Raw genomic sequence first — 14,918 nt, 5'->3', positions numbered from 1 at the left:
ACAGCTTCTGAAAAGCCTCTCACGGAGGACACAGAGGACACAGAGAACTTCAATCGCGTCTTCAGTTCCCTCTGTGTTCTCTGTGTCCTCTGTGTGATTCCAATCTGTTTGGAACCAGAACTATGCTCGGCAACCTGGTATGAGACACATCGACGGAGGTCCGGGACGCCGGGATTGGCTCCGAAGACGACGCCGGCCCGGGCTCATGCGAGCCCGGGCCGGCGTTCTTCTATCCGAAGGGAGACCGCCGTCGCCGGCTGTCCCCTGTCCCCTGCCGTTCAGACCTTCCCGTGGCAGTTCTTGTACTTCTTCCCGCTCCCGCACGGGCAGGGGTCGTTGCGCCCCACCGGCGCCTGCGGGGCGGCCGGCCGCGACGGCGGGCGCGGTGCCTCGCGGTTGGTGCGCAGCTGCTCGCGCCGCGGGGGGACCGCCGCGTGCGGGTTGATCCCCAGCGTGGCGCGCGGGCGCGGCGCCGGCGCCTCCGGCTCGGCGGCGGCCGGGCTCTCCTCCTCGTACTCGGCCTCCACCGGCTCGTCGCCCCGCATGGGGGTGCCGAAGAGCGGCGGCGGGGGCGGAGGAGGAGGGGCGGCCGGGGTGAGCTGGGCCCGGAAGGCGAAGCGCGCGACCGACGCGTACATGTCCCGCATCAGGTCCTCGAACATGTCGTACGCTTCCTTCTTGTACTCGATCAGCGGGTCCTTCTGCCCCCAGCCGCGGAAGCCGATCGACGCCTTCAGGTGGTCCAGATCGTAGAGGTGGTCCTTCCACTTCTCGTCGATGGTGGACAGCACGATGAAGCGCTGCACCGCCTCGGCGGCCTCGCCGAACTGGTCGAGCTTGCGGTGGTACGCCTCGCGCGCCGTCTCCAGCACGTACTCCCGCACCTCGTCGCGCGTGTCGAAGCCCTCCCCCGCCCCATCCTCGCCCGGGAGCCGGTCGGCGCTGATGAAGAAGTCCAGCATCAGCCGCTGGCGCAGTCCCGCCAGGTCCCACTCCTCGGGGTGCGCCGCGTCGGTGTACTCGTCGACGAGCGGCGGCAGCGCCCGCTCGATCATCTCCCACACCTCGCCCCGCAGCTCCTCGCCGCCCTCCAGCGCGAAGGTGCGCAGGTCGTAGACGACCTCGCGCTGCTGGTTCATCACGTCGTCGTAGTCCAGCAGCCGCTTGCGCGAGTCGAAGTGCTGCATCTCCACCCGCTTCTGCGCGCTGGAGATGGAGCCGGTGATCCAGGGGTGGGTGATGACCTCGCCCTCCTCGGCCCCCAGCTTGTCCATGATCCCGGCGATCCGCTCCGAGCCGAAGAGGCGCATCAGGTCGTCTTCCAGCGACAGGAAGAACTGGCTGGCGCCGGGGTCGCCCTGGCGGCCGGCGCGCCCGCGCAGCTGCCGGTCGATGCGCCGCGACTCGTGGCGCTCGCTCCCCAGGATGTGCAGCCCGCCCTCCTCCACCACGTAGTCGTCGGGCTGCGTGGCGAGGTCCACCGCCTGCGCCGGGTCGGGGACGGTGGAGAGCGCCTTGAGGTCGGCGCCCTTCTCCTTCAGCCAGGCGATGGTGCGCGCCTCGGTGACGCCGGGGCCCAGCTTGATGTCGGTGCCGCGCCCGGCCATGTTCGTGGCGATGGTCACCGAGCCCGGCTGGCCGGCGCGGGCCACGATCTCGGCCTCGCGCTGGTGCTGCTTGGCGTTCAGCACCTCGTGCGGGATCCCGGCGCGCTTGAGCATGCGCGAGAGCGTCTCGGAGACGTCGACGCTCACGGTGCCCACCAGCACGGGGAGCTCCATGGCGTGCAGGCGGCCGATCTCCTGGATCAGGGCGTTGTACTTCTCGCGCTTGGTCTTGTAGACCAGGTCGTGGCGGTCGTCGCGCCGGGCCGGCCGGTTGGTGGGGATGACCATCACCTCCAGGCCGTAGATGGAGTGGAACTCGCCCTCCTCGGTCTCGGCGGTGCCGGTCATGCCGCCGAGCTTGTCGTACATGCGGAAGTAGTTCTGGATGGTGATGGTGGCCAGCGTCTGCGTCTCGGCGCGCACCGAGACGCCCTCCTTGGCCTCCACCGCCTGGTGCAGCCCGTCGCTCCACCGGCGCCCCGGCATCATGCGCCCGGTGAACTCGTCGACGATCATCACCTCGCCGCCCTGGATCACGTACTGCTCGTCCTTGTTGAAGAGCGTGTACGCCTTGAGGAGCTGGTGGATCACGTGGATCTTCTCGCTCTTCTCCGCGTACTCGCGCTCCAGCGTGGCGATGGCGTCGCGCTTCTCGTCGAGGGAGAGCGTGGGGTCGGCCTCCACCCGGTGCACCGCCTCGGAGATGTCGGGGACCACGAACGCCTCGTGGTCGTCCGGGGCCAGCACGTCCAGCCCCTGGTCGGTGAGGTGCACGTTGTGCCCCTTCTCGTCCATGGAGAAGAGGAGCTGCTCCTCGAGCTCGTGCACCTTCTTCTCGAGCATGTAGTCGCGCTCCACCTTGGAGATCGACTTCTGCAGCCCGGGGTCGTCGGCCAGCAGCTTGAGGAGGCGCTTGTTCCTGGGCGTCCCCCGCCTGGCCAGGAAGAGCCGCTCGCCGGCGGAGTACAGGTCGCCGCCCTCGATGTCCTTCTCGGCCTGGGCGATCAGCTCGTTGACGATGCGCGTCTGCCGGCGGTAGAGGTCGGACACCGAGGGGTTGTAGCGCGCGTACGCCGCGTTGGTCTCGGTGCCCACGGGGCCCGAGATGATGAGCGGGGTGCGCGCCTCGTCGATCAGCACCGAGTCGACCTCGTCGACGATGGCGAAGGCGTGGCCCCTCTGCACGCGGTGCGCGAGCTCGTGCACCATGTTGTCGCGCAGGTAGTCGAAGCCGAACTCGTTGTTGGTGCCGTAGGTGATGTCGGCGCCGTACGCCTCGCGCCGCTCGGGGGTGTTGGGCTCGTGCAGGTCGATGCACCCCACCGTGAGGCCCAGGAACTTGTAGACGTGCCCCATCCACTCGCTGTCGCGCTGGGCGAGGTACGCGTTCACGGTGACCAGGTGGGCGCCGCGGCCGGTGAGGGCGTTCAGGTAGAGCGGCAGGGTGGCCACCAGCGTCTTCCCCTCGCCGGTGGCCATCTCGGCCACCTTCCCCTGGTGCAGCACGATCCCGCCGATCAGCTGCACGTCGTAGGGGACCATGTCCCAGAGGAGCGTCTGCCCGGTGACGGTGACCTCGGTGCCCACCAGGCGGCGGCACGCCTCCTTGACGGTGGCGAACGCCTCGGGGAGGATCTCGTCGAGGGCGGCCTCGGTGGCCTCCTTGAGGCGCGTCTCCACGGCGCCCATCCGCTGCGAGAGCTCCTCGCGCTCGGCGGCGCTCTCGGAGTGGCGCCGCTCCTCGCGCAGCGCCTCGAGCTCGGCGCGCACGTCGGCGGTGGACTCGGCGATGTACGCGCGGAACTTCTCCGTCTGCGCCCGCAACTCGTCGTCGCTAAGCGTCTGCAGCCGCTCGAACTCGCGGTTGATCTCGTCGACCACGGGCTGCAGGCGCTTCAGCTCGCGCTGGTGGCGCGTGCCGAAGACCGCCCGCACGATGCTCTTCAACATGATGTCTGCCTTCGGTTTCCCGGCAATGCGTTTCAGCCCCGGTAGAGCCCTTCGCGCTCGATGACGGCGCGGACTCCGTCGGGGACCAGGTATCGGATCGGCTCTCCGGCCGCCACCCGGCGGCGGACCTCGGTGGAGGAGACGTCCAGCCGGGGCACGTGCACGGCGCGGGCCGGGTGCTCTGCATCTTCCGGCAGGCTTTCGCCCTCCCGCGACACCACCACCAGGCAGGCGAGGCGGACGATCTCGTCCGGCTCCCGCCATTTCGGCAGGTCGCGCAGGTTGTCGGCCCCGGTCAGGAAGAACAACTCCGCTCCGGGGTGCGCGCTGCGCAGCTCCCGGAGCGTGTCGACCGTGTACGAGGGACCGGCGCGCCTCATCTCCAGGTCGCTGGCCTCGAAGCGGGGGTCTCCTGCAATTGCCGCGCGCACCATCTCCAGCCGCACTTCGGCGCGGGTGCGCACGGCGCTCCCCTTGAAGGGGTGGTCGGCCGCGGGCACCCACACCACGCGGTCGAGGGCGAGCGCGTGGGCGGCGTCGGAGGCGGCCGCCAGGTGCCCCAGGTGCGGCGGGTCGAAGGTGCCGCCGAAGACGCCGAGCCTCACGGCGCGCGCCTCCGCGGCCTTACGGGGTGGTGCTCGCCGCGGTGGCCGCCGGGGCGGGCGGGAGCGAGCGCGCCTCGGCGCTCTGGGGGAAGCGGGCGCGCAGCTGCTGCCGCGCCTCCTCGGCCTCTTCCCTGTAGCCGATCTTCTCGTACGCCTCCACCACCTTGAGCAGCGCGGCCGGGGCCCACCGGGTCTCGGGGTACTGGGCGGCGGCCTCGTTGAAGTAGATCACGCTGGCGTCGTAGGCGCCGCGCCGGAAGTAGAACATCCCGTTCAGGTACGCCTTCTCGGCGAGCTTCTGGCGCATGTCGGCCACCCAGGCGCGGGCGGTGTCGGCCTGCGGGGTGGCGGGATAGTACCCGGCGTACGAGTCGCAGTAGGTGATGGCCGCGTGCGTGTACTGCTGGTCGAGCGGCGCCTTGGGGCTCATCCCCCGGTATGCCCGGCAGATGCCGAAGCGCGCCGGGGTCTGCTCGGGCGCGGTGGGGTAGTCGGTGACGATGCGCAGGAACTCGGACCCCGCGGTGAGATACTCGCCGGTCTCCAGGTGGCTCCTGGCCAGCGCCAGGAGCGCGCCGGGCATGCGCGGGTCGCCGGCGGCGTTGGCCTGCACCCAGGTGGAGAGGAACACCGCGGCGCGCGAGTGCCGGCCGGCGGCGTGGGCGGCCATGCCGCGCTCGTACGCCTGCTCGGGGGTGAGCGGGACCTGCTTCTTGAAGACCGCGCAGGCGGGGAGGAGGAGCGCGAGGAGGGCGGGCGCGGCCCGCCGCACGAAGCGGTTTCTGGTCATGAAGTGCGCATACCCCGGCGGGCGGGGCGGGTTCGGATTCGAAGTGCGAAGGTGCGGAGCGCGAGGTACGGGGGAACCCCGGACCGGGTCCCGAGTTCCGCGCCTCGGGCGATTACCCGTGCGCGGGGCGCTCGCGGTGCCGCTCGACCATCCCCAGGTAGCCCTGCACCTGCGCGTTCCCGGGCTGCTGGGCCAGGGTGCGGCGCCACTCGGCCTCGGCTTCTTCGGGGCGGTGCAGGCGCCAGAAGGCGAGCCCCAGGTTGGCGCGCGCGGCGGCGAAGGCGGGGTTCAGGTCCAGGATCGACACCAGCTCGCCGACGGCGGTGCCGGGATCTCCCAGGTCGATGAGGGCGCGGGCCAGCTTGTTCCGGATGTCGAGGAACTGGGGGCGCAGCTCCGCGGCCTTGCGGTACTCCTCGAGCGCCTCGGGGAGCGCGCCGGCGGCGGCGTAGGTGTCGCCCAGCTCCAGGTGCATGTTGGCCAGCCGGGCGGCCGCGGCGGAGGAGAAGCGGCCCCCGCCGGTCTTCTCCTCGTCGGCGTCGGCGGCCTTCTGGAAGCTCTCGCGTGCCTCGTCGGTGCGGCCCAGGTCGTTGAGCGTGATGGCGCGGTTCAGGTGCGCCTCGACGTAGCCGGGGTTGAGCCGCGTGGCGCGCTCGAACGCCTCCAGCGCCTCTTCGGGGCGCCCGGCCAGCGACAGGCACAGCCCCATCAGGTTCTGCACGTCGGCGAACTCGGGGTGGCGCTCGGCCACGAAGAGCAGGTCTTCGAGGGCGGCCACGTAGGCGTTGCGGGCGAAGCTCTCCTTCGCGCGCGCGATCCGCTGCTCCACCGCCGGGTCCAGCGCCATGGCTCCTTCGGGCTCGGGGTCGGGCTACGTCGTGAAAACGGGAGAAGATAGGGAGGCGGGCGGGTTCGCGAAAGGCGGGTGGACGGAAAGTGCGAGGTGCGAAGTGCGGGGTGCGAAGTGCGGGGGCTGCGGCGCTTCGATCGGTGCGGCGCGGCGGCGGGGGGCCCTCTCCCTGGCGCCTGCGGCGCCTGTCCCTCCCCCAAAACGGCCTGGGGGAGGGACTTCGGCGCTTCGCGCGACGACACCGGGCGCAGGGCAGAATGGGGTTCGCGGTTGAAGCCTCGCGGGGTTTGCGAGGCTTTCTGCCGTTGTTGCCGCGGATTTATCCGCCTGTGCTATCCGCCTTCTGCCCCCGACGCCAGGCGGCGGGCGCGGCGGGCGAGGCGGAGCGCCAGGGGGGAGACGGCGGCGAGGTGGGCGGCGCGCCACCCCGCGCGGCCCAGGCGGGCGACGGGCGGGAAGCGGCGCAGGAACGAGCCCGATCCCTCTTCCCAGCCGAACACGGCGCCGTACGCGCGCCGGCCCCAGAGCGCGCCGTACTCCCCGCCGCCGGCGGCGAGGGCGAAGGCGGAGAGCGCCAGCGCGGAGGAGGTGGCGAAGCGCAGCGGCCGCTCCACGGGCCGGGCCCGCAGCAGGTAGCCCAGCGCGGCCACGGCGCGGAAGGGGTCGCCCGCGGCGGCGTCGCCCCGCGCCATCGCCAGCATGGCGGCGAGGGGGGCGGAGCAGCGGTGGCGGCCGATCCGCGCTTCCACTTCGGCCGGGCCGCCGGGCGGGGAGGCGTCGAGCGCGGCGCGGGCCAGGAGCAGGTCGCGCAGCGAGCCGCGGCGGTCCAGGTGCATGTCGGCGGCGTGGGCCAGCACCAGCCAGAGCTGCCGGGGGGGCGCGAGGACGAAGAGCGCCGGGTCCGCCGTGGGGAGCAGGCCCTCCCACGCTTCGCCGGGCTCCAGGTACGGGGCCTCGAAGTGCACCTCGACCCCGATGGCGTCGGGCGCGGCGAGCGGGGTGAGGTGCGTGATGGAGCCGGAGCCGGCCGGGGCGGCGCCGGCGCGGGCGGCGAGCTCGCGGGAGACGGCGTCGGCGTGCTCGCGGGGGACCAGCACGTCGACGTCGGCCAGGTCCACCGGCTCGCCGGCGAGCGCGGCGGCGCCTCCCTTGAGCGCCACGCCCCGCCAGCCGCGCTCGCGCAGGAGGCCGCCCAGCCGCCGCAGCTGCGCGCGGGCGGAGAGCACCCGCTGCAGCTCGCGCATGCCGCGCTCGCGCAGGACGTCGACCGCCGCGGGCGCCAGGACCATCAGGTACCCGGCCGCCTCGAGCCGCTTCTGCAGGGGGAGCGCGATGCGCTCGGCCGCCAGGAAGAGCGCCCACGCCCCGGGCGAGACGTCGAGCGGCGGCGGTTCGGGCGCGGCGCCGCCCAGGAGGAACGGGAGCGCCCAGGCGCGCAGGGCGAGCGCCTCGCGCACCCGAGCGTCCGCCGCGCGGTCCGGGTCCGCCGTCGGAGGAGACGCGGAGGTGTCGGGCGCGGCGGCGGTCTCGGAGGAGGTCATCGGGGAGGCGAGAGAGAGACCCGGCCGGGGCGCCGCACGGGCGGTCCGGCCGGGCCGATCGGGCGTCAGCCGCGCCCGTAGCGGTCTTCCAGCCGGATCAGGTCGTCCAGCTCGGGGGTGCTGACTTCGAGGATGACGGAGTCTTCCAGCGCCTCGACGCGGTGCACGTCGCCGGGGCGCACGGTGATGCACTGCCCGGCCTCCATCTCGAAGTCCACTCCGTTGAAGTGGTAGAGGAGGCGGCCGGACTGCAGGTACATCGTCTCCATCTTGCGCTCGTGCTTCTGCAGCGAGAGGGCGTGGCCCCTGGTGACCTCGAGGATCTTGCCCGCGTAGCGGTCCTCGTGCGCGTACCAGACTTCGCGCCCCCACGGCTTGGGGACGATCTTCGGGGCGGCGACCGGGACGGTGGCCGGAGTGCCTTGCGTCATGATCGAAATTCGTGTGCGTAGGGAGGCGCGGCCCCGCGAGGCCCGCGCCCGGAGCCGGCCGCTCGACATCGTGCGCCGGACGCGGCGAAAGATAGCGCACGCGGTGCGGGTCCGGCTACGGCGCGGGTTTCCCGGATCGCTGCTCGTCCGCTGACTTCGGCGCATCCGCGGGGGTGACGCCCCCTCCCCGGCCCTCCCCCGCTGCGCGGGAGAGGGAGAACACAGCGCGGGTGCGGGCGACGGCGCGGCGCCGGAGGCGTGGCGGCGGGACTCGCACTTCGCACTTCGCACTTCGCACCTCGCACTTCGCACCTGCCGGTCAGCGGCCGAAGAAGCGCTTCCAGAGGGGGCGCGGATCGGCGCGGAGCGGAGGCACCGGGTGCGGCGGGCGGCCGGCCAGGAGGCGCGCGGGGTTCTCCTCGCTCAGCAGGCGCGCCTGCTCGGCGCCGCCGGCCTGCTCCAGCGCGGCGCGGCAGGCGGCCACGGCCGGGGTGCCGCGCGCGTGGTAGTCGCTGGAGAGGAAGTCGGCCAGGCCGGCGCGCAGGAGCGCCCAGGCGGCCTCGCGCGGGGCGGGGCCGTACTTCCCCAGCACCGAGCCGCTGTTGATTTGCAGGTACGCCCCGGCGCGCTTCCACTCCACCGCCTCGTCCAGCTCGGCCGAGAGGCCGGAGTAGCGCTCGGGGTGGGCCACGACGGGCACCCAGCCGCGCCCGGCCAGGGCGGCCAGCACCCGCGCGGAGCCCGGGGGGACGGCGAAGAAGGGGAACTCCACCAGCGCGTACGCCGTCCCGGCCAGCCGCACCCGCGGGTCGGAGAGGTCGGGCACGGGGACGTCGAGCATCACCTCGTGCCCGCGCTCCAGCCGCACGCCGGGGAAGTCGGCCGCGGCGGCGGCGCGCAGCGTCTCCCACGCCCGGTCGCGCGCGGCGAGCACCTCGGCCAGGCGCGCGGGCCGGGTGGTGAGCGAGCCCGGCAGGTGCGAGGTGGTGACGATGGTGCGCACCCCCTGCCCGACCAGCGCGGCCAGCCCCGCGCGCGCCTCGGCCAGGTCGGCGGCGCCGTCGTCCACGCCCGGGACCAGGTGGTTGTGGAAGTCGATCATCCGAAAGGCGGCCGAAGCCGCGGCAACAACGGCAGAAAGCCTCGCAAACCCCGCGAGGCTTAAAATCGCGTGCGGAGCCAGGACCCGGCTCGTCCAGCCGGCGCCGCTCGGGCCAAGCAGGCTTCGTTCCTACGGAGCGGGGGACGGGCCGGACCCCCGCTCCGCGTCCTCCCGGTTCGCGCGGAACCACTCGACGAAGCGGGGGATGCCCACCTCCACCGGGACGGACGGGGCGTAGCCCAGCACGGCGCGCGCCTTCGACACGTCGGCATAGGTGCGCGGCACGTCGCCGGGCTGCGGCGGGAGCCACTCGATCCCGGGCCGCACGCCCAGCGCGTCGGCGATCAGCTCCACCAGCCGCACGAGCGAGGTGGTGCGGCTCTCGCCCAGGTTGAAGACCTCGAAGGCGCCCGGCCGCTCGTCCACGAAGCGGAGCGCCCCCTCGACCCCCTGCACGATGTCGTCCACGTACGTGTAGTCGCGCTCGCTCCGCCCGTCGCCGAAGAGCGGCACGGGCCGCCCCTCGCTCATCAGCCGCGTGAAGCGGTGGATGGCCAGGTCGGGGCGCTGCCGCGGGCCGTACACGGTGAAGAAGCGCAGGGAAGCCACCGAGAGGCCGTACAGGTGGCGGTACGCGTGGCAGAGCAACTCGCCCGCGCGCTTGCTGGCCGCGTACGGCGAGATCGGCCGGTCGACCGGGTCGTCCTCGGAGAAGGGGACCCGCTCGCTCTCGCCGTAGATGCTGGAGCTGGACCCGAAGACGAAGCGCCCGACCCCCAGCCGCCGCGCCAGCTCCAGCACCCCCGCCGTGCCGCCCAGGTTCACCTCCGCGTACAGCAGCGGGTCCTGGATGGAGGGCCGCACCCCGGCCCGCGCGGCCAGGTGGACGATCGCCTCGACCTCTCCGCCGCCGGCCGCGCGCACCGCCGCCTCCAGCGCGTCGGGCCGCCGGACGTCGGCCTCGGCCAGGCGGAAGCGGCCCGTGGCCAGCGACGGCTCCAGGTTGCGGCGCTTGACGGCGGGGTCGTAGAAGGGGTCGAAGTTGTCGACCCCCACCACCTCGTCGCCGCGCGCCAGCAGGCGCTCGCACAGGTGGCTGCCGATGAAGCCCGCGGCCCCCGTGACCAGCAGCTTCACGGCAGGCCGCGATCCACCAGCCGAAGCCGGCAGATCCCCCGGGCCGCCACCGCCCTCGGAGGATGTCCACGAACGCAAGCCCCGACGCTGTCATCCTGAAGGAGCCGCTGCGCAGAACCATCCGGGCTCACGAGAGTCGGGCGGCGCCTGAAGGATCTGCGGGTCGGGTTCGCGCGTGAGCCGGGCACCTGCGCGAGTCCCCACCCGCAGATCCTTCGGGCGCGCGAGCTTCCGTACAGACGCGGCTTCGGTGAGCGCGCCCTCAGGATGACACCGACTGGTTCTCGCTCGGCCATTCGTCCGCCGGATCTCGACGCCGCTCCCGGCTACAGCGTGCGCGCGGTGGCGTCGGTGCGCTCCACGAGCTTCTGGAAGTGCGGGATGGTGCGCTGCAGGCCCTCCTCCAGCTCCACCTTCGGCTCCCATCCCAGCACCTCGCGCGCGGCGGTGATGTCGGGGCGGCGCACCTTGGGGTCGTCCTCGGGGAGCGGGTGGCGGGCCACCTCCGAGCGGCTCCCGGTGAGGCGCAGCACCCGCTCGGCCAGCTCGCGCACGGTGAACTCGTGGGGGTTGCCGATGTTGGTGGGCTCCGCCCGCTCGGAGAAGAAGAGCCGGTAGATCCCCTCGATCAGGTCGTCCACGTAGCAGAACGAGCGCGTCTGCGAGCCGTCGCCGTAGAGCGAGATCGGCTCGCCGCGCAGCGCCTGCACGATGAAGTTGGAGACCACCCGGCCGTCGCCCGGGCGCATGCGGGGGCCGTAGGTGTTGAAGATGCGCACGATGCGCGTGGGCACCCCATGGTAGCGGTGGTACGCCATCGTCATGGCCTCGGCGAAGCGCTTGGCCTCGTCGTAGACGCCGCGCGGGCCCACGGGGTTGACGTGCCCCCAGTAGCTCTCGGGCTGCGGGTGCACCTGCGGGTCGCCGTACACCTCGCTGGTGGACGCCAGCAGGAAGCGGGCGCCCTTGGCCTTGGCGAGGCCCAGCGCCTTGTGCGTGCCGAGCGAGCCCACCTTGAGCGTCTGGATCGGCTTCTCCAGGTAGTCCACCGGGCTCGCGGGCGAGGCGAAGTGCAGCACCCCGTCCAGCGGGCCCTCGACGTAGATGAAGTTGGTGACGTCGTGCTGGACGAAGGCGAAGTCCGGCCGCCCGATCAGGTGGGCGATGTTGTCGGGGTCGCCGGTGATGAAGTTGTCCACCCCCACCACCTGGTGCCCCGCCTCCAGGAAGCGGTCGCACAGGTGCGAGCCCAGGAACCCGGCGGCCCCGGTGATCAGGATCCGCATCCGCCCTACCCCGCCACGGCCTCGGCGGCCGCCGGCGCCGCCGGGCGCCCGATGGAGACGTAGCGGAAGCCCAGCTCCGCCATCCGGGCCGGCTCCCACAGGTTCCTGCCGTCGAAGACCACCGGCTCCTTCAGCAGCGCGTGGATGCGCTCGAAGTCGGGGACCCGGTACGGCTGCCACTCGGTGAGCACCAGGAGCGCGTCGGCCCCCTCCAGGCAGTCGTAGTTGCGCTCGCAGAGCGCCAGCGCCCCCGTGGCCAGCAGGTCGGCGAAGTAGCGCCCGGCCTCGTGGCGCGCCTCGGGGTCGTGGGCCCGCACCCGGGCGCCCTTCTCGCAGAGGCCGCGCACCACGGTGAGCGAGGGCGCCTCGCGCATGTCGTCGGTCTCGGGCTTGAACGAGAGCCCCCACACCGCGAAGGTGCGCCCCGAGAGGTCGTCGCCGTACGTCTCGCGCACCCGCTCCAGCAGCACGCGCTTCTGGTCGGCGTTGATCTTCTCCACGCCGTCCAGGATGGCCGGGTCCACCCCGCACACGCGCAGCGTGTGGACGAGCGCCTTGACGTCCTTGGGGAAGCAGCTCCCGCCGTAGCCGATCCCGGCGAAGAGGAAGCCGGGGCCGATCCGCTCGTCGCTGCCGATCCCCATGCGCACCAGGTTCACGTCGGCGCCCACCGCCTCGCAGAGGCGCGCCATGGTGTTCATGAAGCTGATGCGGGTGGCCAGCATGGCGTTGGCGGCGTACTTGGTGATCTCGGCCGAGGCGATGTCCATGAAGAGCACCGGGTTGCCGGTGCGGACGAACGGGGCGTAGAGCTCGGCCAGCCGCTCGCGCGCGTGCTCGCTGTCGACGCCCACCACCACGCGGTCGGGGCGCATGAAGTCCTGGACCGCCGCGCCCTCCTTGAGGAACTCCGGGTTGGAGCAGACGTGGAAGGCGCGGCCGGTGTGGCGGCGGATCGCCTCGCGCACCTTGTTGGCGGTGCCCACGGGGACGGTGCTCTTGGTGATCACGATCTTCTCGGGGCCGTCCTCGGGCATGCTCTTCCCGATGGTCTCGGCCACGGCCAGCACGTGCTGCAGGTCGGCCGAGCCGTCCTCGCCCGGCGGGGTGCCCACGGCGATGAAGATCACCTCGGCGGCGCGCACGGCCGCGGACACGTCGGTGGTGAAGGAGAGCCGCCCCTCGCGCAGGTTGCGCTCCACCAGCGGCTCCAGCCCCGGCTCGTAGATGGGGAGCTCGCCGCGGCTCAGGCGGTCGATCTTCCCCTGGTCGATGTCGGCGCAGACGACGTCGTTGCCTGTTTCCGCCAGACAGGCGCCCGCCACCAGTCCCACGTAGCCGGTGCCCACTACCGCGATGTGCATGATTGTCTCGGGGATGCGCTGGGAAAGGGATGACGCCGTCCTGCGGAAGGCACGAAAGGCGAAGAAGATACGGGGATTCGCGGGCTGGAGCAAGCCGGGGCGCGTTGCATGAACTTCAAAATACCGGCCTCCTGAGACACGGAGAAACAGCAAGGCCTCACGCAGAGTCAGCAGAGTTAGCAGAGGAGAACACGGCAACGATGTCTTCTCTGCTACCTCTGCTTCCTCTGCGTGAGACGAGTCTTTTCGCTGTTCCTCTGTGTCTCTGTGCCTCTGTGTGAGTCATGCCGTTGCCGTTGCCGCCGCCCGCCCGGCGCCGCGGCGGGGGACGGCGCGGACGATGTCCACGATCCGCTCCAGGTCGGACCGCGTCAGGCTGGAGCCCGAGGGGAGGCAGAGGCCGCGGGCGAAGAGGTCCTCGGCCACGGCGCCGCCCACGCACGGGCGCCCGGCGAACACCGGCTGCAGGTGCATCGGCTTCCAGACGGGGCGCGCCTCGATGTCTTCGGCCTCCAGCGCCAGCCGCACCGCCTCGCGGTCGGCGCCGAACTCCGCGGGGTCGATGGTGAGGCAGGTGAGCCAGCGCGAGTGCCGGCCCCAGGGCGCCTCGGGCATGAATTCCACCCCCGGCAGGTCGCCCAGCGCCTGGCGGTAGAGCTCGAAGTTGGCCCGCCGGGCGGCCACGCGCTCCTCCAGCGCGGCGAGCTGGGCGCGGCCGATGGCGGCCAGCACGTTGCTCAGGCGGTAGTTGTAGCCGATCTCGGAGTGCTCGTAGTGCGGGGCGGGGTCGCGCGCCTGGGTGGAGAGCTTGCGCGCGTGGTCGACCAGCTCCGCGTCGGCGGAGACCAGCATCCCGCCGCCCGAGGTGGTGATCACCTTGTTGCCGTTGAACGAGAAGACCCCCGCCCACCCCAGCGTCCCCGGCGCGCGCCCCCGGTACGTGGCCCCCAGCGCCTCGGCGGCGTCCTCGATCACCGTCACGCCGTAGCGCTCGCAGGCGGCCAGGATCGGGTCCAGGTCGGCGCTCTGGCCGTAGAGGTGCACCACCACGACGGCCTTCGGGAGGCGTCCGGCGCGGGCCCTCTCCTCCAGCGCCTCCTCCAGGAGCGCCGGGTCCAGGTTCCAGGAGACGCGCTCGCTGTCGACGAACGCCGGGTGCGCGCCCAGGTAGACGGCCGGGTTCACGCTGGCCGAGAAAGTGAGCGTGGACACCAGCACCTCGTCGCCGGGGCCCACGCCGGCCAGCAGGAGCGCCAGGTGCAGCGCCGCCGTCCCCGAGCTGAGCGCCAGCGCGTGCGGAGACCCGACGGCGGCCGCGAACTCGCGCTCGAAGCCGTCCACGTGCGGCCCCAGCGGGGCGATCCAGTTGCTGGCGAAGGCGTCGGCCACGAGCTCCTGCTCGCGCCCGGTCATGTGCGGAGGCGAAAGGTAGATGCGGCCGGGTGCCGGTGCTGTCATGCGATCAGGGCGGACGCGGGTGGACGGACGCGGCGGAGCGCTCGCGAGCCGGCGAACGTACCCCGGCGGCCGCCGCCCGCGCAAGTCGGCGGGGCCTACGCGTCGGCCAGGTGCCAGCCGGCGGGGCGGTGCTTGATCGGGCGGGCGGGGACGCCGACGGCGGTGCAGTCGGGCGGGAGGTCGCGCACCACGGCGGCGCCGGCGCCCACGACGCTCCAGGCGCCGATCGCGACGCCCTGGATGACGCTGCACCCGATCCCCAGGTCGGCGCCTTCGCCCACGCGCACGGCGCCGGCCAGGAGCACCCCCGGGGCCAGGGTGGCGTAGTCGCCCACGCGGCAGTCGTGCGAGACGGTGCAGAGGCGGTTCAGCGTGGTGAAGGCGCCGACCTCCAGGTCCACCGTCAGCACGCACCCGGCGGTGACCAGCGCGCCCTCGCCCAGGCGGACGGAGGGGTGGAGCGCGACGCCCGGGTGCACCAGCGCGGGGAAGCCGGCCACGCGCCCGCGCAGCCGCTCCACCAGCCGCCGCTTGAGCGCCGGCGCGCCGACGCCCAGCGCCACGTGCGGCCGCACGCCGGACCCGTCCAGCCAGTCGATTCCGCCGAGCACGGTCAGGTCGCCGCGCGGCGTTCCCGGCGGCGCGCCGTCGTCCAGGAAGCCCAGCACCTCCCAGCGCGGGGCGGCGGCGTTCAGGTCGGCCAGCAGGGCGGCCACCTCGCGGCCGTGCCCGCCCGCGCCGTAGATCACCAGGGGCTCCACGCTCATCGGCTCATCGGACGCTTAAACCAGAAGAGA

Annotated in this window: 12 protein-coding genes; all 12 read right to left on the bottom strand. The window is 72.8% G+C overall.

Translation table 11 applies throughout. The features are described 5' to 3' along the window. Window positions 1–278: 278 nt before the first annotated feature. The 12 genes from secA to VF746_17305 all read right to left on the bottom strand — a co-directional run bounded on the left by secA (window position 279) and on the right by VF746_17305 (window position 14,888). Window positions 279–3,557 carry a preprotein translocase subunit SecA gene (secA, locus tag VF746_17360; GenBank protein ID HEX8694194.1) on the bottom strand — a complete coding sequence of 1,093 codons (3,279 nt, stop codon included), beginning with the start codon at window positions 3,555–3,557 and terminating at the stop codon, window positions 279–281. Between the two features lie 32 nt (window positions 3,558–3,589). Continuing rightward, on the bottom strand, window positions 3,590–4,162 hold the full coding sequence (nadD, locus tag VF746_17355) for a nicotinate-nucleotide adenylyltransferase (protein ID HEX8694193.1): 573 nt from the start codon (window positions 4,160–4,162) through the stop codon (window positions 3,590–3,592). Window positions 4,163–4,181: 19 nt separating this feature from the next. Then, window positions 4,182–4,952, bottom strand: a complete 771-nt coding sequence (gene bamD / locus VF746_17350; protein HEX8694192.1) for an outer membrane protein assembly factor BamD — start codon at window positions 4,950–4,952, stop codon at window positions 4,182–4,184. A gap of 112 nt (window positions 4,953–5,064) precedes the next feature. Beyond that, entirely contained in the window at window positions 5,065–5,799 is a 735-nt protein-coding gene (locus VF746_17345; protein ID HEX8694191.1) for a tetratricopeptide repeat protein, read from the bottom strand. A gap of 335 nt (window positions 5,800–6,134) precedes the next feature. Continuing rightward, window positions 6,135–7,343: a nucleotidyltransferase family protein gene (locus VF746_17340; protein HEX8694190.1), complete on the bottom strand. Its 1,209-nt coding sequence runs from the start codon at window positions 7,341–7,343 to the stop codon at window positions 6,135–6,137. Between the two features lie 65 nt (window positions 7,344–7,408). Next, on the bottom strand, window positions 7,409–7,774 hold the full coding sequence (locus tag VF746_17335) for a cupin domain-containing protein (protein ID HEX8694189.1): 366 nt from the start codon (window positions 7,772–7,774) through the stop codon (window positions 7,409–7,411). Window positions 7,775–8,093: 319 nt separating this feature from the next. Then, window positions 8,094–8,876: a CpsB/CapC family capsule biosynthesis tyrosine phosphatase gene (locus VF746_17330; protein ID HEX8694188.1), complete on the bottom strand. Its 783-nt coding sequence runs from the start codon at window positions 8,874–8,876 to the stop codon at window positions 8,094–8,096. 129 nt (window positions 8,877–9,005) lie between these two features. Further along, a complete protein-coding gene (locus VF746_17325; GenBank protein HEX8694187.1) occupies window positions 9,006–10,013 on the bottom strand; it encodes an NAD-dependent epimerase/dehydratase family protein in 1,008 nt (335 codons plus the stop codon). A gap of 326 nt (window positions 10,014–10,339) precedes the next feature. Then, a complete protein-coding gene (locus VF746_17320; protein HEX8694186.1) occupies window positions 10,340–11,299 on the bottom strand; it encodes a UDP-glucuronic acid decarboxylase family protein in 960 nt (319 codons plus the stop codon). Window positions 11,300–11,304: 5 nt separating this feature from the next. Continuing rightward, a complete protein-coding gene (locus tag VF746_17315) occupies window positions 11,305–12,663 on the bottom strand; it encodes a UDP-glucose/GDP-mannose dehydrogenase family protein (protein HEX8694185.1) in 1,359 nt (452 codons plus the stop codon). 282 nt (window positions 12,664–12,945) lie between these two features. Further along, a complete protein-coding gene (locus VF746_17310) occupies window positions 12,946–14,121 on the bottom strand; it encodes an aminotransferase class I/II-fold pyridoxal phosphate-dependent enzyme (GenBank protein HEX8694184.1) in 1,176 nt (391 codons plus the stop codon). Window positions 14,122–14,216: 95 nt separating this feature from the next. Beyond that, window positions 14,217–14,888 (bottom strand): acetyltransferase, encoded by a 672-nt coding sequence (locus VF746_17305; GenBank protein ID HEX8694183.1) that lies wholly within the window; start codon window positions 14,886–14,888, stop codon window positions 14,217–14,219. Between the last annotated feature and the right edge of the window lie 30 nt (window positions 14,889–14,918).

Source organism: Longimicrobium sp., assembly GCA_036389795.1.
GTDB lineage: Bacteria > Gemmatimonadota > Gemmatimonadetes > Longimicrobiales > Longimicrobiaceae > Longimicrobium.
This window is presented reverse-complemented; position numbering and strand designations above follow the sequence as displayed.

Coding starts and splice junctions, on each gene's coding strand:
- secA (HEX8694194.1), bottom strand. CDS start 3,557: ATGTTGAAGAGCATCGTGCGGGCGGTCTTCGGCACGCGCCACCAGCGC.
- bamD (HEX8694192.1), bottom strand. CDS start 4,952: ATGACCAGAAACCGCTTCGTGCGGCGGGCCGCGCCCGCCCTCCTCGCG.
- VF746_17345 (HEX8694191.1), bottom strand. CDS start 5,799: ATGGCGCTGGACCCGGCGGTGGAGCAGCGGATCGCGCGCGCGAAGGAG.
- VF746_17340 (HEX8694190.1), bottom strand. CDS start 7,343: ATGACCTCCTCCGAGACCGCCGCCGCGCCCGACACCTCCGCGTCTCCT.
- VF746_17335 (HEX8694189.1), bottom strand. CDS start 7,774: ATGACGCAAGGCACTCCGGCCACCGTCCCGGTCGCCGCCCCGAAGATC.
- VF746_17330 (HEX8694188.1), bottom strand. CDS start 8,876: ATGATCGACTTCCACAACCACCTGGTCCCGGGCGTGGACGACGGCGCC.
- VF746_17320 (HEX8694186.1), bottom strand. CDS start 11,299: ATGCGGATCCTGATCACCGGGGCCGCCGGGTTCCTGGGCTCGCACCTG.
- VF746_17315 (HEX8694185.1), bottom strand. CDS start 12,663: ATGCACATCGCGGTAGTGGGCACCGGCTACGTGGGACTGGTGGCGGGC.
- VF746_17310 (HEX8694184.1), bottom strand. CDS start 14,121: ATGACAGCACCGGCACCCGGCCGCATCTACCTTTCGCCTCCGCACATG.
- VF746_17305 (HEX8694183.1), bottom strand. CDS start 14,888: ATGAGCGTGGAGCCCCTGGTGATCTACGGCGCGGGCGGGCACGGCCGC.